15 protein-coding genes are annotated in these 18033 nt (G+C 70.2%); 5 read left to right on the forward strand and 10 right to left on the reverse strand.

Annotation, left to right across the window (positions count from 1 at the left end):
• Window positions 1-213: 213 nt before the first annotated feature.
• The 5 genes from V5F53_RS13270 to V5F53_RS13290 all read left to right on the forward strand — a co-directional run bounded on the left by V5F53_RS13270 (window position 214) and on the right by V5F53_RS13290 (window position 6091).
• Window positions 214-1827 carry a GMC family oxidoreductase gene (locus V5F53_RS13270; protein WP_393995377.1) on the forward strand — a complete coding sequence of 538 codons (1614 nt, stop codon included), beginning with the start codon at window positions 214-216 and terminating at the stop codon, window positions 1825-1827.
• Window positions 1824-3299 carry an aldehyde dehydrogenase family protein gene (locus V5F53_RS13275; protein ID WP_393995376.1) on the forward strand — a complete coding sequence of 492 codons (1476 nt, stop codon included), beginning with the start codon at window positions 1824-1826 and terminating at the stop codon, window positions 3297-3299. Before V5F53_RS13270 ends, V5F53_RS13275 begins: the two co-directional genes overlap by 4 nt.
• 61 nt (window positions 3300-3360) lie before the next feature.
• Window positions 3361-4353: an ABC transporter substrate-binding protein gene (locus V5F53_RS13280; protein ID WP_393995425.1), complete on the forward strand. Its 993-nt coding sequence runs from the start codon at window positions 3361-3363 to the stop codon at window positions 4351-4353.
• Window positions 4354-4415: 62 nt separating this feature from the next.
• Window positions 4416-5264, forward strand: coding sequence for an ABC transporter permease (locus V5F53_RS13285; protein ID WP_393995375.1), 849 nt, complete (start codon window positions 4416-4418; stop codon window positions 5262-5264).
• Window positions 5261-6091, forward strand: a complete 831-nt coding sequence (locus V5F53_RS13290; RefSeq protein ID WP_393995374.1) for an ABC transporter ATP-binding protein — start codon at window positions 5261-5263, stop codon at window positions 6089-6091. Before V5F53_RS13285 ends, V5F53_RS13290 begins: the two co-directional genes overlap by 4 nt.
• 144 nt (window positions 6092-6235) lie before the next feature.
• Here the strand turns inward: V5F53_RS13290 and V5F53_RS13295 are convergent, their stop codons facing one another.
• The 10 genes from V5F53_RS13295 to V5F53_RS13340 all read right to left on the reverse strand — a co-directional run bounded on the left by V5F53_RS13295 (window position 6236) and on the right by V5F53_RS13340 (window position 17596).
• A complete protein-coding gene (locus V5F53_RS13295) occupies window positions 6236-6940 on the reverse strand; it encodes an ABC transporter ATP-binding protein (protein ID WP_393995373.1) in 705 nt (234 codons plus the stop codon).
• A complete protein-coding gene (locus V5F53_RS13300) occupies window positions 6933-7742 on the reverse strand; it encodes an ABC transporter ATP-binding protein (RefSeq protein WP_393995372.1) in 810 nt (269 codons plus the stop codon). The genes V5F53_RS13295 and V5F53_RS13300 overlap by 8 nt, the downstream gene beginning before the upstream one ends.
• Window positions 7739-8773 (reverse strand): branched-chain amino acid ABC transporter permease, encoded by a 1035-nt coding sequence (locus tag V5F53_RS13305; RefSeq protein WP_393995371.1) that lies wholly within the window; start codon window positions 8771-8773, stop codon window positions 7739-7741. The genes V5F53_RS13300 and V5F53_RS13305 overlap by 4 nt, the downstream gene beginning before the upstream one ends.
• Window positions 8770-9642, reverse strand: coding sequence for a branched-chain amino acid ABC transporter permease (locus V5F53_RS13310; protein WP_393995370.1), 873 nt, complete (start codon window positions 9640-9642; stop codon window positions 8770-8772). Before V5F53_RS13310 ends, V5F53_RS13305 begins: the two co-directional genes overlap by 4 nt.
• A 171-nt stretch (window positions 9643-9813) precedes the next feature.
• Window positions 9814-10965: an ABC transporter substrate-binding protein gene (locus V5F53_RS13315; RefSeq protein WP_393995424.1), complete on the reverse strand. Its 1152-nt coding sequence runs from the start codon at window positions 10963-10965 to the stop codon at window positions 9814-9816.
• A 71-nt stretch (window positions 10966-11036) separates the two neighbouring features.
• A complete protein-coding gene (locus V5F53_RS13320; protein ID WP_393995369.1) occupies window positions 11037-12242 on the reverse strand; it encodes a xanthine dehydrogenase family Fe-S subunit in 1206 nt (401 codons plus the stop codon).
• Complete coding sequence (locus V5F53_RS13325) at window positions 12239-13105, reverse strand: FAD binding domain-containing protein (protein ID WP_393995368.1); 867 nt, start codon at window positions 13103-13105, stop codon at window positions 12239-12241. Before V5F53_RS13325 ends, V5F53_RS13320 begins: the two co-directional genes overlap by 4 nt.
• A complete protein-coding gene (locus tag V5F53_RS13330; RefSeq protein WP_393995367.1) occupies window positions 13102-15468 on the reverse strand; it encodes a xanthine dehydrogenase family protein molybdopterin-binding subunit in 2367 nt (788 codons plus the stop codon). Before V5F53_RS13330 ends, V5F53_RS13325 begins: the two co-directional genes overlap by 4 nt.
• Window positions 15465-16322: an alpha/beta hydrolase gene (locus tag V5F53_RS13335; RefSeq protein ID WP_393995366.1), complete on the reverse strand. Its 858-nt coding sequence runs from the start codon at window positions 16320-16322 to the stop codon at window positions 15465-15467. The genes V5F53_RS13330 and V5F53_RS13335 overlap by 4 nt, the downstream gene beginning before the upstream one ends.
• Window positions 16319-17596 carry an amidohydrolase/deacetylase family metallohydrolase gene (locus tag V5F53_RS13340; RefSeq protein WP_393995365.1) on the reverse strand — a complete coding sequence of 426 codons (1278 nt, stop codon included), beginning with the start codon at window positions 17594-17596 and terminating at the stop codon, window positions 16319-16321. The genes V5F53_RS13335 and V5F53_RS13340 overlap by 4 nt, the downstream gene beginning before the upstream one ends.
• Window positions 17597-18033: the final 437 nt, after the last annotated feature.

The raw sequence follows: 18033 nt of genomic DNA on the forward strand, positions 1-18033 counted from the left end.
CACGCAAAAGCGACGTGTTATGCGTATCTCCTGGGCAGGCAAATGCCCGCCAGGGCGGCGCGCGGATGCCCGCCGAGCGCGAAGCGATGCCGCAACCCCTTGCACCATCACGCGCGGTGTCCCCGGCACAGGCACATGGCACGGTGCATGCAATAAACTAGGCGGTATACTGACGAATTTCCGCACCGGCGGACAAGTCTCGGGAAACTGCCCATGGCTGACGCGACGGCCTTCGAGGAAGGCTTCGATATTGTGATCTGCGGCGGCGGCGCCGCCGGCTGCGTGGTGGCGGGCCGGCTGGCGGCCGATCCGCACCTGAAGGTGCTGCTGCTGGAAGCGGGCGGCGAAGGCGACGTGGACGAGGTGCGCAACCCCAGGATCTGGATGCGCAACATCGCCTCCGAGCGCGACTGGGATTTCCGCTCCGAACCCTGCGCCGGGCTCAACGGGCGCCGTGCGCCGCTGCCCATGGGGCGGGTGATGGGCGGCGGCTCGGCCATCAACGGCCTCGTCTGGGCCCGCGGCCACAAGAGCGATTTCGACCTGTGGGCGGCCGAGAGCGGCGACGACGGCTGGAGCTATGACTCCGCCGTCGCCATCTACAAGCGCATCGAGGACTGGGACGGCCCGGCCTCGCCCCTGCGCGGCACCGGCGGCCCCATGCGCATCACCCTGCCGGAAGACCCGGTGCCGGTGGTGCACGGCCTCTTGGAGGCGGCGGGCGAGCAGGGCATTCCCAAGGTGGCCGACCACAATGCCGAAGCCGTGGCCGGCGACGGCTGCGCCGCCATCGCCAACGTGAACATCGCGCGCGACGGCTCGCGCATCACCACCGCCTCCGCCTATGTGGCGCCGCGCCGCCACCAGGGGAACCTGACGGTGGTCACCGGCGCCCGCGTGCGGCGCGTGGTGATCGAGAACGGGCGCGCCACGGCGGTGGCGTTCGACCATGCCGGCGCCGGCCACACGGTCCGCGCCCGGCACGAGGTGGTGCTGTCGCTGGGCGCCATCAACACCGCCAAGGTGCTCATGCAGTCGGGCGTGGGCGACGCGGCGCACCTCGCGGCCTTCGGCATTCCGCTCGCCCGGCACCTGCCCGGCGTGGGGCAGAATCTGCAGGATCACATCCTGGTCGCCGGCTGCGTGTTCGAGTATCGCACCCCCGAGCCGCCTCGCAACAACTCGGCCGAATTCACCTTCTTCTGCAAGAGCGACCCCTCGCTCCCCGCGCCTGACCTTCAGCCCATGCTGGAGGAGTGCGCCTTCGGCTCCGAGATCACCCGGCCGGCCTATGACCTGCCGGTGGACCCCGCCCGCGCCTTCACCCTCGCCCCCGGCCTGCTGCGCCCCAAAAGCCGCGGCCAGGTGCTGCTGACCGGCGCCGGCCCCGACGCCCCCTTGCGCATCGAGGCCAACTTCCTGAGCGCGGAGGAGGATGTGAAAGCCCTCATCCGCTGCATCGAGATCTGCCGCGCCATGGGCCATTCGGAAGCCCTGCGGCCGTTCGTGAAGCGCGAGCTGATGCCGGGCCCGCTGGCGCCGGAGGAGATGGTGACCTTCCTGCGCAACGCCGCCGGCACCTATTTCCACGCCACCTGCACCGCCAAAATGGGCCGCGACGCCCTGTCGGTGGTGGACGGGTCGCTGAAGGTCCACGGCATCGCCGGCCTGCGGGTGGCGGATGGCTCCATCATGCCCGCCATCTCCGGCGGCAACACGCTGGCGCCCTGCGTGCTCATCGGCGAGCGCGCGGCGGAGCTGATCGCCCGCGACCTCTCCTCCTCCCTCTCCCTGAAAGCCCCGGAACGCGACGGAGCCCCCGCATGAATCCCGCTTCCTACGACGTCATCGACGGCGTGCGCACCTACAAGCTGTTCATCGACGGCGCCTGGGTGGCCTCCAGCCGCAACATCACCGCCGACAGCCTCAACCCCGCCGACGGCAGCCTGTTCGCCCGCACCCAGCAGGCGGGCGCCGAGGAGGTGACGCGCGCCATTGATGCCGCCCACGCGGCCTTCGCGCAGTGGGGATTGAGCCTCGCCAGCACCCGCGAGAAGATGCTCCTCAAGGTCGCCGAGGTGATCGAGCGGCGCACCCCGGAGATCCGCGACATGCTGATCGACGAGTGCGGCTCGGTGTTCAACAAGGCCCTGTGGGAGATCGACTACGTCACCGACTGCCTGCGCAGCGCCGCCGGCGACGTGCGCCACGTGATGGGCGAGACCATGCCCGTGACCCAGCCGGGGCAGATCTCCCTGTCCGTGCGCCGGCCGCTGGGCGTGGTGGCGGGCATCGCGCCCTTCAACTCGCCCTTCCTGCTCTCCATGAAGAAGATCGCGTTCGCGCTGGCGGCGGGCAACACCTTCGTGCTCAAGCCCTCCGAGGAGACGCCCATCTCCGGCGCCCTCATCGCCGATGTGTTCGAGGAGGCCGGCCTGCCGGCGGGCGTGCTGAACGTGGTGCCGGGCGTGCCCGCCGAGGTGGGCGACATCATGATGGCCGACCCGCGCGTGAAGGTCGTCACCTTCACCGGCTCCACCCGCACCGGCCGCCATCTGGCGGTGGAGGCGGCCAGGAACCTCAAGAAGTTCTGCCTGGAAATGGGCGGCAAGAGCCCGCTGATCGTGCTGAAGGACGCCGACCTCGACTATGCGGTGAACGCCGCTGCCTTCGGCGTGTTCCTGCACCAGGGGCAGGTGTGCATGGCCAATTCCAAGGTGATCGTGGAAGCCCCCGTCTTCGACGCCTTCGTGGAGCGCTTCGTGGCCAAGGCCAAGGGCGTGCCGGTGGGCCACCCGCGCGAGGCCACCTCCGTCATCGGCCCGCTGATCCGCGAGAGCCAGTGCGCCTTCATCGACGCCCAATTGGCGGACGCCACCGCCAAGGGCGCCCAGGTGCTCACCGGCGGCACCCACGCCGGCCGCTACTTCCAGCCCACCGTGCTCACCGGCGTGACCGAGGAGATGCGCATCTACCACGAGGAGAGCTTCGGCCCCGTGGTCTCGCTCATCCGCGTGGCGGATTCCGAGGAGGCGCTGAAGGTGGCCAACGACACCGCCTACGGCCTCTCCGCCGCCGTCATCACCAACGACCTGCAGAAGGCGTTCGACCTCTCGCTGCGGCTGGAATCCGGCATGGTGCACGTGAACGACTGCACCATCTCGGATGAGCCCCACGTGCCGTTCGGTGGCGTGAAGAACTCCGGCTTCGGCCGCGAGGGCGGGCGTTCCTCCTGGGAAGAGCTGACCGAGCAGAAATGGATCACCATCCAGATGGGCCGGCGCGAGTTTTCCTTCTGATCTCTCTCAAAATCCTTTCAACGCTGCCAGCACGCAGCCCAACACAGGACCGTTTCGCATGATGTCTGCCCAGATCATGAAGAGCGCCATGTTCGCGGCGTTCGTCGCCTTCGCCGCGCTGCCGGCGCGCGCCGCCGAGATTCCGGCCAAGCCCGAGGCCGGCGCCCTCACCGTGGGCGTGCAGCCCTGGCTGGGCTATGGCCCGCTGCACATCGCGGCTGAGAAGGGCCTTTACAAGAAGGAGGGCCTGTCCCACGTCAGAATAGAGAATTTCGTCGAGCAGAAGGACATCAACGCGGCGGTGGCGAGCGGCGCGCTCGACGTGGCGGCGGTGCCCACCAATGCGGCGCTGAGCATGAAGGCGGCGGGGCTGCCCATCAAGATCGTCGCCCTGCTGGACGTCTCCACCACCGCCGACGCCATCCTCTCCACCCCCGAGATCGGCTCCATCAAGGACCTGAAGGGCAAGAAGGTGGCCTACGAGCAGGGCGCCACCTCCGACGTGCTGCTGCAATACGCGCTGGCCGCCAACGGCATGTCCATCACCGATATCGAGCAGGTGCCCATGCCCGCCGCCAATGCCGGCGGCGCGCTCATCGCCGGTCAGGTGCCGGTGGCCGTCACCTATGAGCCGTATCTCTCCACCGCCCTGCAGCAGGATTCCAAGCTGAAGCTGCTCTACACGGCCGGCGTCAACCCCGGCCTCATCTCCGACGTGCTGGTGGTGCGCGAGGACGTGCTGAAGAAGAAGCCCGGCCAGGTACTGGCGCTCATCAAGGCGTGGGACGCCGCGCTCAAGGACTATAATGCGGATGTGGCCGGCGGGCGCGCCATCATCGCCAAGGCGGTGGGCGCCAGCGTGGACGAACTGAAGACCGCGTTCGACGGCGTGGTGTTCTACTCCATGGCCCAGAACAAGGACGCCCTGCCGGGCGCCTTCTCCACCAAGACCCTCGGCGACGTGGCCGATGCCTCGCAGAAGGCCGGCCTGCTGGAGAAGCCGGTGGCGGCGGGCGACATCGTCATCGTCGATTTCGTGAAGGCCGTCCCGTGACGGCCCTGGACGGCGGCCTCAGCGGCCCCAGCACAGGCGAAGCGCGCGTGGCTCCACCCGCCATGAACCTGACCCCGAACGCCGCCCCGCCGTCCACCGGCACCGGTCCGCGCCGCCGCGCAAGGCGGCGCGGAGGGCTGCGCGTCCCCATCAGCCGCAGCCGCTTCGTGGGCATCGCCTTCGCGGTGTTCGCGGCCATCGCCCTCGCCTGGGTCACCGCTGCGGCGGCCGGCGTGGTGCGGCCCATCTTCCTGCCTTCCCCCGGGAGCGTCATCGCCCAGCTCGGCAAGCTCGCGGCGGACGGCACGCTCTGGACCGACATGGGCGTCTCCATCTACCGCATCGCGGTGGGCTTCCTCATCGCCTCCGCCCTGGCCATTCCGCTGGGCCTGCTGGTGGGCAGCTACTTCACCTGGGAAGCCGCCATCGAGCCGCTGGTGGACTTCGTGCGCTACATGCCGGTGGTGGCCTTCGTGCCGCTGTCCATCCTGTGGGTGGGCACGGGGGATGCGCAGAAATTCCTCATCATCTTCATCGGCACCTTCTTCCAGCAGGTGCTGCTGGTGATGGACGTGGTGAAGCGCGTGCCGAAGGATTTCATCGGCCTCGGCCGCACGCTCGGCCTCTCGGATGCCAGGATCATCCGCCGCATCGTGCTGCCCAGCGCCATGCCCGGCATCTGGGACACACTGCGCATCAGCCTCGGCTGGGCGTGGACCTGGCTGGTGGTGGCGGAGCTGGTGGCCGCGACCTCGGGCCTCGGCTACCGCATCGTGGTGGCGCAGCGGTTTTTCCAGACCAACACCATCTTCGGCTACATCCTGCTGCTCGGCCTGCTCGGCCTCGTCACCGACCAGCTCATGAAGGCGGCCGCCACCCACCTCTTCCGCTACACCACGAGGGGACGATGACCGCGCCCGCGCCCGCCATTTCCGACAACGCCCCGAAGCTGGAGATCCGCCATCTCAACAAGAGCTTCGGGACCGGCGCGCAGCAGAAGGAGATCCTGCGCGACATCAATCTCGACCTCGCCACCAACGAGTTCGTGTCGCTGGTGGGCACCTCGGGCTGCGGCAAGAGCACCCTGCTCTCCATCGTCGCCGGGCTGGAGACCTTCGACGACCCCACCGCCGGCGCGGGGGACTATTCGCCCGTGCGCATCGACGGCGCGCCGGTGTTCGAGGCCGGGCTCGACCGGGGCGTGGTGTTCCAGTCCTATACGCTCCTTCCCTGGCTCACCGCCCGGCAGAACGTGGAGTTCGCGCTCCAGGCCGCCGGCATGGAAGCGGCCGAACGCCGCCGCGTGGCGCAGGAGCATATCGCCCTGGTGAAGCTGGAGCATTTCGCCGATGCCTATCCCAGCGAGCTGTCCGGCGGCATGAAGCAGCGCGTGGCCATCGCCCGCGCCCTGTCCTACCGGCCGAAGATGCTGCTCATGGACGAGCCCTTCGGCGCCCTCGACGCCCTTACCCGCCAGCAGATGCAGGCGCTGCTGATCGAGGTGTGGGAGCAGCACAAACTGACCGTGCTGTTCGTGACCCATGACGTGGAGGAGGCGGTCTACCTTTCCGATCGCATCGTGGTGATGGGCATCGGCCCCGGCCGCGTGCGCGAGACCTTCCATGTGGGCCTGCCGCGCCCGCGCACGCCGGACATCGTGGAGAGCGAGGACTTCATCGCCCTCCAGCACAAGGTGCTCAAAGCCATCCGCGAGGCGGCCCAGCGCCTGCCGTCCTGAGCGGGTGCCGCGTTCGGCCCGCGCAGCCCCTGAACGACCCGCCGGCGCCTTGGGCGCCGGCCTTTTTTTTACGCCGACAGAACAGGCATGAAAAAGGGCGGGACCGGATCGTGCCGGCCCCGCCCGTGATCTCGCGGCCGGCGCTCAGCCGCCGAGATAGGCCGCGCGCACATGGGGATCGTCGATCAGCCGCGCCCCCTCCCCCGCCTTCACGATGCGTCCGGCCTCCAGCAGATAGGCGTAGTCACACAGCTCCAGCGCCGCGAAGGCATTCTGCTCCACCAGCAGCACGGTGGTGCCGGCATCGCGGATGGAACTGATGATGGTGAACATCTGCTCCACGATGTTGGGCGCAAGGCCGAGCGAGGGCTCGTCGAACAGGACGAGGCGCGGGCGCGACATGAGCGCCCGGCCGATGGCCAGCATCTGCTGTTCGCCGCCGGAGAGGGTGCCGGCCATCTGGTGGCGGCGCTCGGCGAGGCGCGGGAAGGTGTCGTAGATGCGCGCATAGTCCTCCCGCAGGCTGGCGTCGCTGGCGCGCAGATAGGCGCCCATGGCGAGGTTGTCGGCGACGCTCATGTGCGGGAACACCCGCCGGCCCTCCGGGCAGTGGGCGACGCCGAGGCGCAGCATCTTCTGCGGGCCGGCGTGGGTCACGTCCTCCCCGTCGAGGCGGATCGCGCCCGAGCGCACCGGCACGAGGCCGGAAATGGCGCGCAGGGTCGTGGACTTGCCGGCGCCGTTGGCGCCCACCAGCGCCACCAGCTGGCCGCGCTCCACCGTGAGCGAGATGCCACGCAGGGCCGTCACCGGGCCATAGCCACAGGTCAGGTCGCAAATCTCAAGCATGGGCCACCTCCTTGGGCTCCAACCGGGCCGCGCTCTTGCCGAGATAGGCCTCGATGACGGCCGGGTCGGCGCGGATCTCCGCCGGCGCGCCTTCCGCGATCAGCCGCCCGTAGCTGAGGCAGACGATGCGGTCGGAGACCTCCATCACCATGGGCATGTCGTGCTCCACCAGCAGCAGGGTGACGCCCGAGGCCCGCACCTTGCGCACCAGGCGCACGAACGCCTGGGTCTCCGAGGCGTTCATGCCCGACACCGGTTCATCCAGCAGCAGCATGCGCGGCGCGGTGGCGAGCGCCAGGGCGAAGCCAACGAGGCGCTGCTCGCCATAGGACAGGGCGCCCGCCATTTCCCCGGCGCGATGGGACAGGCCCACCAGATCGATGATCTCCTCCGCCCGTGCCCGCGCCGCCCGCTCGGCCGCGCGGGCGGCGGGCGTGGGCCAGACGCCATCCAGGAGGCCCCGGCCGCCGTGGCGGCTGAGGCCGATCATCACATTGTCCGTCACCGTGTCGTCCGCGAACACGCTGGTGCGCTGGAAGGTGCGGGCGAGGCCCAGGCGGGTGATCTCGTTGGGCCGGGTCTGGGCGAGGTCGCGGCCGGCGAACACCACCCGGCCCTGGGTCGGCTTCAGGAAGCCGGTCATGATGTTGAAGGCCGTGGTCTTGCCGGCGCCGTTGGGGCCGATGAGACTGACGATCTCGCCCTCCCGCACGTCGAAATGCAGATCGGCGATGGCCGTGAGCCCGCCGAAGCGCATGCCCACATGCTCGATGCTGAGGATGACGTCGCCGCGCGCGCTCATGGCTGGGCTCCCGCTTCAGCCGGCTTTGCCGGCGCCGCCGCGGCGCGCCCGCGCCGCCGGGTCAGGGCCTCGAGGGCCGGGACGATGCCCTTCGGCATCACGAACAGGATGGCGATGAGCACGCCGCCATAGACCATCCACTGGGCTTCCGGCGCCATCACCGGGCGCAGCGCCACCGGCAGCAGGCCGAACAGGAGGCCGCCCACCAGCGGCCCCGCCAGCGTGCCCTTGCCGCCCGCCACCACCATGATGACCATGGTGACGGTGTAGGAGAACAGGAACACGTCCGGGTCGATGATGCGGATATAGTGGGCATAGAGGCTGCCCGCCGCGCCCGCCATGGCCGCCGAGACGGTGGCGGCGATGGTGAGGGTGCGGGTGGCGTTGATGCCCAGCGACTGCGCCAGGGACTCGTTCTCCTTCAACCCCCGCATGGCCCGCCCGAAGCGCGAGGCCACCAGCCGGGCGACGACGACATAGCTCACCGCCGCCACCGCCAGCACCAGATAATAATTCTGCATTTTCGTGCGCAGGACGGTGTCGCCGAGCCCCGGCAGCGGCAGCGCCATGTTCGGGATGGAGGTCAGCGCCAGCGGGCCCTGGGTGAGCTCCACCCAGTTCAGCGCCACCAGCCGCACCACCTCGGCGAACGAGATGGTGACGATGACGAAATAGGCCCCGCGCACGCGGAACGACAGGCGGCCGATGAGAAAGCCAGCGAGCCCGGTGACGGCGATGGCGAGCACGAAGCCCAGCAGCGGCGCGCCGCCCTCATGGGTCACGCGCAGGCCGAACGGCAGGCCGACGTCGAACCCCAGGGCGGTGAGCGCGCTGACATAGGCGCCGATGCCGAAGAAGGCGACGTGGCCGAGGCTCAATTGCCCGGTGAAGCCCAGCAGCAGGTTGAGGCTCATGGCGCAGATGGTGAAGATGCCGGTGATGATGAGGGCATTCACCAGGTAGGGGTCCTTCAGCACCAGCGGCAGCGCCGCCAGGACCACGAGCAGGGTGGGGGCGAGGAGGCGCGTCATCCGATCCGCTCCGCGCGGGCAAACAGGCCGGTGGGCTTCACCAGCAGCACCGCGATGATGATGAGAAAGCCCATGGCGTCGCGATAGCCAGAGGAGATGTAGCCGGCGCCGATCTCCTCGGCGAACGCCAGGATGAAGCCGCCGATGGTGGCGCCGGGAATGGAGCCGAGTCCGCCCAGGATGACGATGGCGAACGCCTTCACCGCCGCCAGGTCGCCCATCTGCGGAAACACCACGTAGACCGGGCCCAGCAGCGCCCCGGCGGCGGCAGCCAGGGCCGAGCCGATGGCAAAGGTGGCGGTGTAGATGAGCGAGACGTTGACGCCCATCAGCGCCGCCGTGTCGTGGTCCTGGAAGGTGGCGCGCATGGCCCGCCCCAGCCGTGTGCCATTGATGGTGAAGGCGGTGAGCCCGATCAGCGCCAGCGCCGCCCCGAGCACGAACAGGCGGGCATAGGACACGGACACCGGCCCGATCGCCAGCGGCTCGGCGGGAAACGGCGTCGGCACCGACTTGGCGACGCCGCCGAAGATCCACAGCGTGCCCGACTGCAGGATGATGCCGGCGCCGATCATCACCAGCATGGTGGTGTCGATGTCGGTGCGGCGCAGCGGCCGCAGCAGGACGAACTCGATGAGCGCGCCGAGCAGCAGGCCCGCCAGCAGCGCCACCGGCAGCGCCACGAAGAAATTGAGCCCCAGCGCCACCGCTGCCAGGTACATGGCATAGGCGCCGAAGGTATAGATGGCCCCGTGGGTGAAATTCACCACGTTCATGATGCCGAAGATCAAGGTGAGGCCGATGCCGAGGAGCGCATAGGTGCCACCCAGCACCGATGCATTGACGAGGTGTTGCAGAAGCTGGTCCATCCGGCCTGTCCGTGCTGCGTTCGGGGCGGGCGGCGGCAGCGCCGCCGCCGGCGAGGGCGGGTATCCCGCGAGCGGGAAAGATGAGGAGGAGGCGAGACGCCGGTCAGGGCAGAGACCGTCCCGCCCCCTCCCCCGCCCCCCTCCCCGCGCGGGGGAGAGGGGGCGTCCGGATCAGAGCTTGACGGGGGCGATCTTGCCGTCGGTGATCTGGATCAGGTAGACCTCGGGCTTGCTCTGCCCGCTTTCCTTGCCCTCAGGCCCGGCCTTCTGGAACTTGATGGGACCGTTGAGGCCGCTCAACTCCACCCTCCAGAAGCCCTTCTGGATGGAGGCCGGGTCGGTGCCGCCGCCGGCCTGGATGGCGGCGGCGATGGTGCGGATGCCGTCATAGCCGCGGAAGCTCTCGGTGGTGCCGGCGAAGTCGTATCCGCGCTTCTTCCACTCGCCGATGAAGTATTCGGCCGCCTGCGGGTTGGGGCTCTTCTCCGGCCACCAGGGTGCGAAGGTGACGAGGTGCAGGGTGCCGCCCGCCGCCGCGCCGGCCTGGGCCACGATCTGGTCAGGGTTCTGCGACCCGCCGGTGGTGATGACGCGCTTTTTCAGGCCCAGCGCCGCCATCTGCTTGAACAGCAAGGTGAGCTGGTCCACCGCGGCGGTGACCATGATGGTGTCGGCGTCGGAGGCCTTCAGCTTGGCGAGCTGGGCGCTCATGTCCTGGGAGGAGGCATCCATGGTCTCCACCAGGCCCACCTCGACCCCCTTGGACTTGAGCATCTTGGAGAAGTCGGCGGCGGCGCCCCGGCCCCAGTCGTTGTTGATGACCAGGAAGTCCACCTTCTTCACGCCGAGCTTGCCGGCGATCGGCCCGAACGCCTCCGCCTCCACCGCCGAGGGCGGCGAGATGCGGAAGACATAGGGGTTGCCGGAGGTGGTGATCTTACCGGACGAGGAGGTTTCCACCAGCATCGGCACGGAATATTCCTCCAGCTTCGGCATGGTGGCGAGCGTCAGGCTGGAGCCCCAGGCGCCCATCATCACCGGCACCTTGTCGGAGGTGATGAGCTTTTCCGCCACGGCGGCGGCCTCGGTGGGGTTGCTCTTGTTGTCCTCGACGACGAGCTCGATCTTCTTGCCCAGCACGCCGCCCTTGGCGTTGATCTCGTCGGCGGCGATCCTGGCGCCGTTGGTCACATAGGTGCCGGAGGCGGCGAAGGCGCCGGTGAGCGGCTGGTTGACGCCGATCTTGATGGTGTCGTCGGCGGCGAAGGCGGCGGAGCCCATCAGGGTGAAAGCCAGGGCCGCAAGCGTGGTCCTACGGGTCATCGACATGGGAAAACTCCAGTTTCTCGGGGCAATCGGGGCTGTGGTTGAAGCGATGGACGGGGCCGGCGCCCTCAGCCGCCCAGCAGCGCCTTGAGGCGCCGGGCCAGCAGGGCGAAGAGCAGGCGCAGCGGGTTGAGGCCGGGCGCGGCGGCAGGCGCCGGCGCGCCGCCGAGCCGGGCCTCGAGAGTTGCGGCGAAGTCCGCCATGAGCCGGCCCGCCACCTCGCGCACCAGGCCGGGGCGGCCGAACTGGGCGAGCGGCCCCTTCAGCGTATAGCCCACGCTCAGTTCCACCCGCGCCGTGCCGGGGGCCGCGCCCGGCGCCACGCGATAGCGGATCTCGCCCTGGGTGGAGGAGCGCCCATCGGCGCCGGCGCCGAGGATGACGCCGCTCAGGGTGGCATCGTCGCGGGTGACGCGGGCGGTGCCGCGGAACGTGGTGCCGATGGGGCCGAGCTGCACTTTCATCCCGCCCTCCACATGCTCGGGGTCCGGCATCGCCTCCACCACCGCGCCGGGCAGGCACTGCGCCACGGCGCGGATATCGGCGAAGAAGGCGAACACCCGGTCCGGCGGGAAGCCCACCTCGAAACCTTGGGCGAAGCTGTGGGCGGGCGTGAAATCGGCCGCGACCGGCCGCGCGGGGGCCGGCGCCGGAGTAGGGGCCGCAGGCGGCGCCGGGATGGCGTCCGGCGCCCCGCCCGTGGTTGGCGCGGCCCCGCCAGCGGCCCGCGCACCCACCGGGCCCAGCGGACGCGGCGCCGCGCCGGCGACGATGCCGCGGGCCCGCCGCTCGGCGATGACCGATGCCACCGCCTTCACGATGCCCGCATAGCCGGTGCAGCGGCACAGGTTGCCGGCAAGGCCCAGGCGGATGCGCCCCTCGTCCGGCTCCGGCAGGCGCAGCACCAGGTCGCGCGCCGACACCAGCATGCCGGGGGTGCAGAAGCCGCATTGCAAAGCGTGCTCGCGGTTGAAGGCGGCGCGCAGTTCCGCCGCCACCGCGTCGTCGTCCAGTCCCTCGATGGTGGTCACCTGCGACCCGGCGCAGGCGGCGGCGAAGGCGAGGCAGGCGCGGGCCGGCTCGCCGTCCACCAGGACAGTGCAGGCGCCGCATACGCCGTGCTCGCAGCCGATGTGGGTGCCCGTGGCATGGAGGCTGTCGCGCACGAAATCAGCGAGGTTGGTGCGCGGCTCCACCTCGGCCGCCACCGGACGGCCATTCAGGGTGAGGGCGACGGTCTGGGTTGCGCCGGAAACGCGGATGGGGGCGTTCATGCGGCGCTCCTGGTGTCGGGGGTGAAGAGGTCCGCCGCCTGCCGCGCCGCGCGGCGCAGCACCTCGACGTGCACATGGCGGTCGACGGCATCCGCGACACCGGCCTTGGCAAGGACGGCATCGGCGGCCGGGGCATCGAAGCGCGCGGCGAGATCGGCACCGATGGCTCCGCCGAACAGGCCGCGCGCATCCGCAATCACCAGCGGCGGGGCGTCGATGGCGCCCATCAGCGCGCGAGCGGTTCCGGCGGCCGGATCGACCAGAACGGCGGCCACCGCATGGGCGAACTCGCCCACCTTGCGACAGTGCTTCACGTAGCCGAAGCGCGCGCCCGCCGGCACCCTGGGCACCCGCACCGCCACCAGCAGTTCGCCGGCGCCGAGCGCAGTCGATAGCGCGCCGACGAGGAAATCCCCCAGCGCCAGCCAGCGCCGGCCGGCCGGCCCCGCGATCTCCACCTGCGCGCCCAGGACCGAGAGGGCGTTCACCCAGTCGGCCGCCGGATCGGCATGGGAAAGGCTGCCGCCCATGGTGCCGCGATTGCGTACCGCCCGATAGGCGATGCCCGAGGCCACGCGGCGCAGGACATGCGCGCCGACGTCCGGCACGCGGCCATCCTCCACGTCAGCATGGGTGACAAGGGCGCCGTAGACGACCGCGCCCGCCTCCTCCCGCGCGCTCTTCAGCTCGGCGATGCCGGAGATGTCCACCACCAGCGACGGGGTGGCGAGGCGCAGGTTCAGCATGGGGCCGAGGGACTGGCCGCCGGCCATCACCTTGGCGCCGTCGCCGCCCGCGGCGAGCAGGGCGAGCGCGGCCTCGATCTCGCGCGGGCGGGCGATCTGGAACGGGGTGGGCTTCATGCGGCGCTCCTGTTGGCGGCGGCGCGGGCGGCCAGCACCTTCTCCACGATGCGCCGGGGGGTGACGGGCGCCTGCAGCATCTCCACCCCCAGCGGGCGCAGCGCGTCGTTGACCGCATTGGCGATGGCGGCGGGGGGGGCAATGGCGCCCCCCTCGCCGATGCCCTTCACCCCGAAGCGGGTGTAGGGCGAGGGGGTCTCCATGTGGCCGATGAAGGGCGTGGGCACTTCCGGCGCGCCGGGCAGCAGGTAGTCCGCCAGCGTCGAAGCCAAAGGCTGGCCGGAGGTGTCGAACCGCATCTCCTCATAAAGCGCGGTGCCGATGCCCTGGGCGAGGCCGCCGTAGATCTGGCCGTCCACCACCATGGGGTTCACCAGCACGCCACCGTCTTCGACGATGACGTAGTCGAGGATTTCCACCGCGCCGATCTCGGGGTCCACCGCCAGCACCACCGCATGGGCGGCGTAGCTGAAGGTGCCGCTGTCGCGCAGCGGCTTGTAGCCGGCGGTCACCTCCAGGCCGCCGCCGTCCACATCGGCGGGCAGGTCCTGGGGCCGGCGATACCAGGTGTGGGCAATGGCGTTCACGCCCACGTCGCCGTTCGGCCCGATGACGCGGCCGGCCTCGAAGCGCACGTCCGCGAGGTCCGCCTGCAGCATGTGGGCGCCGATGCGGCGGATGCGCTCGGACAGCGCGGTGCAGGCGGTGGCCACCGCCCCGCCCGCCATCACCATCACCCGCGAGCCCCAGCTTCCGGTGGAATAGGGGGTCATGGCGGTGTCGCCGTAGAACACGCGGGTGCGGGCGATGGGGATGCCGAGGATTTCATGGGCCACCTGGGCCAGCGTCGTTTCCAGGCTCTGGCCGTGGGAGTGCACGCCCACCCGCAGCTCCAGCCCGCCGTCGGGGGTGAGGCGCGCGCCCGCCTGCTCGTGGCCGGGCACCATGGGAATGCCCCAGCCCGAATAGACCGAGGTGCCGTGCGCCCCCTGCTCGCAATAGATGGAAAGGCCGAGGCCGATGCGCCGGCCATCCGCCTCGCCCTGGCGTTGCCGGGCGCGCACCTTGGCGGGATCGATGGCCTTCAGCGCGCGGGTGAGGGCTTCCGGATAATCGCCGCTGTCGAAGTGCTTCTTCGTGATGTTGTCGAAGGGCATCTGCTCCGGGCGCACGAGGTTCCTGAAGCGCACCTCTTCCGGCGGCAGGCCCAGCTCGGCGGCCAGGGCATCGAGCGCCACTTCCAGCGCGAAGCACACACCGGTGCGCGCCACCCCGCGATAGGGCAGGATCGGGCATTTGTTGGTGGCGACCGACCAGGTGCGGCAGCGATAGGCGGGAAAGTCGTAGGGCCCCGGCAGGATGGAGGCCACCTGCGCGGCTTCGAGACACGCGGAGAAGGGATAGGCTGAATAGGCGCCGCTATCGACAGTGGCTTCGCAATCGATGCCGCGCAGGGTGCCGTCGCGCTCGGCATAGAGGGTGATCTCGTAATGGTGCTCGCGGCAATTGGCGTTGGCGGTGAGGTGCTCGCGCCGGTCCTCCAGCCAGCGCACCGGCGTGCCGAGCCGGCGCGCCAGCCAGCCCAGGCAGACATCCTCCGCCAGCAGGATCGCCTTGTAGCCGAAGCCGCCGCCCACATCCGGGGAGATGATGCGGACCTGCCCCTCCTCCAGCCCCAGGCATTCGGACAGGCCGGAGCGGACGATGTGCGGCATCTGACTCGCGGTGTAGACGACCAGCTGGTCCATGCGGTGGTCGAGATGCACCACCGTGCCGCGCCCCTCGATGGGCGCCATGCACTGGCGGGCGGTGGAGATGGTGCGCGAAACCTTCACCGGGGCGTCGAAGGCGGCCTCGATGTTCACGTTCACCAGGCTTTCGAGGAAGACGTTGTCGCCCCAGTGCTCGTGCACCAGCGCCGCGCCGGGCTGCTTTGCCGCCAGCATGTCGTGGAGGGCGGGCAGTTCCTCCAACTCCAGCTCCACCCGGGCCGCCATGTCCTCGGCCTCGGCACGGGTGGGGGCGAGGCACATGGCGATGAGCTCGCCCACCTGCCGCACCTTGCCGGTGGCGAGCACCGGCTGCTCCGACACCTTGAAGCCCGGCAGGCCCGAGACGGCGCGGATGGGCTTCACCCCGTCGAGATCGGCAGCGGTGAAGACGCGGCCCTTCAGGTCGTCCGGCACGTGGATGGCGCGGATGCGGGCATGGGCCAGGGGGCTGCGGACGAAGGCGACATCCTGCATCCCCGGCAGGCGGATGTCGGCGATGAACTGGCCGCGCCCGCGCATCAGCCGGTCGTCTTCCTTGCGCGGCAGGCGCGCGCCGACGCCCTCGCCCGGCTGGGTCACGTCGTCGATCATCGCAATACTCCGCTGACGAGATCGAGGGCGGCGCGCGCCAGCCGGCCGGCCGGATCGCGCAGCGCGTCGAGGATCGAGAAATGGTTGGCGCCGGCGATGGGCCGCAGCGAGACCGGAACCCCGGCGGCGACACGGCGCGCGGCCAGCGCCTCTGAATCGTGCACGAGGGCGGGAACCTCCCCCGTGCCGTAGGCGATGACGAGCGGCTTGCCCGACGACGGCAGGCGCAGCGGCGAGAACCGCTCGATCTCGTCGTCGGACAGGTCCAGCGCCGCGTTCAGGAAGGTGTCGCGCAGCGGCGCCAGCTCGTACACGCCGGAGATGGCGAGACCCGCCGCCACCGCCGGATGATCGAGATGCATGAGCGCCAGTTGCGCCCCGGCGGACCAGCCGGAGAGCACGAGGGGGCCGCCCGCGCCCAGCCCCCGACCGCCGTGCGCCAGGAGATCGAGCGCGCCGCCGATCTCGGCCACGATGTCGGCGAGCCGGGCCTCGGGCGCCAGCGAATAGCCCGGCAGCGCCACCGACCAGCCATGCGCCGCGAGCCCCGCGGCATAATGCGCGAACACCTCGCGCGAATTGCGCTGCCAGTAGCCGCCGTGGATGAACACCAGGGTGGGCGCGCCCGCCGCGCCGGGAAACAGGTCCAGCTTCTGCCGCGCGCCGGCGCCATAGGGAATGTCGAGCCGCGCGGGGTGCGCGGCGCGATAGGCGGCGGCGGCCGCGTCGCGCGCGGCCACCCAGGCCGCGCTGTCGGCCACGGCGGCGTTGTTGTTGTAGGCGGCGTCCCGCTCGGCCTGGGACAGGGTGTCCCAGGCCTCCTGCGGCGCCTTGGCGCGGGCGGGCGCGCTCACGCCGCCACCGCTTCCGGCAGGATGGGCGCGTCGGCGTCGAAGCGCACGCCGGCGCGCAGGCAGAAGGCCGGCGTCAGCAGGCGGTCGGTGACCACCTTGGTGTCCTCGTTGTCGCGCAGCAGGAAGCGGCCGCGATTGTCATCGAGCACGGAGATGTCGGCGATGCGCCCCACCTCCAGCGCGCCGAGGCTGTCGGACATGCCGACCATGCGCGCGGGATTGGCGGTGACCATGGGCACCACCTGCTCCAGCGGAAGGCCCAGCGCCATCAGCGAGCTCATGGCCTGGGTGAGGCTGAAGCGCGCCTGGCCCCGGAACGGATGGTTCTCGTCGTCCGGGTGCTCGGCCGGGGTCCCGGCGGGGGCGGGCACATGGGTGTTGTAGCCGTGCATGTCGGCGCCCAGGGTGTGCGGCACCACGCCGGCGGCGATGGCCTTGGCGGCGATGCGGTAGGAGAAGTGGCTGCCGTGGCCGACATCGATCTTCAGGCCCCGGTCGAGGGCGGCCTTGATGACGTCGTGCACCTTGCCGTCGCGGTTCACGAAGCCGCCGGGATTGCGCGTGAACGGGTGGGCGAGGATGTCGCCCTCCTTCAGCAGCGGGATGACGCGGTCGAGAATGGTGTCGGCATCCTCGCCATTGGTGCCGCTCTCGGGCAGGCCCCACAGGGCGCCGAAATGCACATAGAGCGGAATCTCGGCGCGCCGCGCGATCTCGGCCGCCATCACCATCACGGTGATGCCCCAGCGGGCGAAGCCGCCGATCTCCGCATGGCCCTTGATGCCGCGCACCAGGTCGCGGTTGGCGACCGCCGCGCGCACGGTGGCGTCCACGTCCACGCAGTCGGGGCTGTAGAGGTTGGGGTAGTAATGGCCCTCCAGGCCGCCCACCAGATAGGCGGACAGGAAGGAGAGCACCCGCGTCTTCTTGGGCTCCACCATGAATTTGCGGAAGCCCGGCAGGGTCATGCAGGAGGCGCCGCCCTGGTCCACCACCGTGGTGACGGCGGACTGCACGCCCACCATGTCCGGATCGAGCCCGAACCGGCCGCTCACATACTGGTAGCAGTGGCCGTGGGTGTCGATCATGCCCGGCAGCACCAGCTTGCCCGAGACATCCACCACGGTGGCGGCGCTCGCCGGAAGGATGGTTTCCGCGATGGCGGCGATGCGCCCGTCGCGCACCGCCACGTCGAACACGCCGTCGCGCCCGGACGCCGGGCAGATCACGCGCCCGCCCTTCAGAACCGTGTCGTAACCCACTGCCTCACCCATCAATGTCTCCGTCCGGAAGCGCGGTCGCCGACCGCATAATGCGAAGCATACTTCGTAATCAGTCTTGCATGGGCCGTGCCAGAATTGATCTGGATCAAGCCCTTATCCGGCGACCGCCGAAGCTGGAGCGCGCCCCCGCCGGCGTCCTCTGATGGATAAATATCCTCTTAATATCAATGGATTGCGATCTAGAGTCCGACCTTGGGAGCCCCGCTCGCGCCGGCGCGGCCCGCTGCCGCTCCCGACTGCAATGCCTTGGTGGCAAAGGAAACTTTCACCCGGTCCAGGATCACGGCGCCGGCCTGCGGGCGGCACGCTGTTCCGCCCCGCGCGCACGCGCGCCGCCGTTCGGCAGCGCCCCCGTTGGCGCGCGGGCATGCCAGCACCTTGGATTTGATCTCATTTTATGCAGTATGCTGCGCATAAAGGCAGCATCC

Origin of the sequence: Xanthobacter cornucopiae, assembly GCF_043195065.2 — a bacterium.
In the GTDB taxonomy this organism is placed as follows: Bacteria; Pseudomonadota; Alphaproteobacteria; order Rhizobiales; family Xanthobacteraceae; genus Xanthobacter.

Bases quoted from the DNA above. Each gene is read 5' to 3' on its own strand.
- V5F53_RS13310 (WP_393995370.1), bottom strand. From the start codon at position 9,642: ATGGACCAGCTTCTGCAACACCTCGTCAATGCATCGGTGCTGGGTGGC.
- V5F53_RS13325 (WP_393995368.1), bottom strand. From the start codon at position 13,105: ATGAAGCCCACCCCGTTCCAGATCGCCCGCCCGCGCGAGATCGAGGCC.
- V5F53_RS13300 (WP_393995372.1), bottom strand. From the start codon at position 7,742: ATGAGCGCGCGCGGCGACGTCATCCTCAGCATCGAGCATGTGGGCATG.
- V5F53_RS13330 (WP_393995367.1), bottom strand. From the start codon at position 15,468: ATGATCGACGACGTGACCCAGCCGGGCGAGGGCGTCGGCGCGCGCCTG.
- V5F53_RS13285 (WP_393995375.1), top strand. From the start codon at position 4,416: ATGAACCTGACCCCGAACGCCGCCCCGCCGTCCACCGGCACCGGTCCG.
- V5F53_RS13290 (WP_393995374.1), top strand. From the start codon at position 5,261: ATGACCGCGCCCGCGCCCGCCATTTCCGACAACGCCCCGAAGCTGGAG.
- V5F53_RS13270 (WP_393995377.1), top strand. From the start codon at position 214: ATGGCTGACGCGACGGCCTTCGAGGAAGGCTTCGATATTGTGATCTGC.
- V5F53_RS13320 (WP_393995369.1), bottom strand. From the start codon at position 12,242: ATGAACGCCCCCATCCGCGTTTCCGGCGCAACCCAGACCGTCGCCCTC.
- V5F53_RS13295 (WP_393995373.1), bottom strand. From the start codon at position 6,940: ATGCTTGAGATTTGCGACCTGACCTGTGGCTATGGCCCGGTGACGGCC.
- V5F53_RS13340 (WP_393995365.1), bottom strand. From the start codon at position 17,596: ATGGGTGAGGCAGTGGGTTACGACACGGTTCTGAAGGGCGGGCGCGTG.
- V5F53_RS13275 (WP_393995376.1), top strand. From the start codon at position 1,824: ATGAATCCCGCTTCCTACGACGTCATCGACGGCGTGCGCACCTACAAG.
- V5F53_RS13280 (WP_393995425.1), top strand. From the start codon at position 3,361: ATGTCTGCCCAGATCATGAAGAGCGCCATGTTCGCGGCGTTCGTCGCC.
- V5F53_RS13315 (WP_393995424.1), bottom strand. From the start codon at position 10,965: ATGACCCGTAGGACCACGCTTGCGGCCCTGGCTTTCACCCTGATGGGC.
- V5F53_RS13305 (WP_393995371.1), bottom strand. From the start codon at position 8,773: ATGACGCGCCTCCTCGCCCCCACCCTGCTCGTGGTCCTGGCGGCGCTG.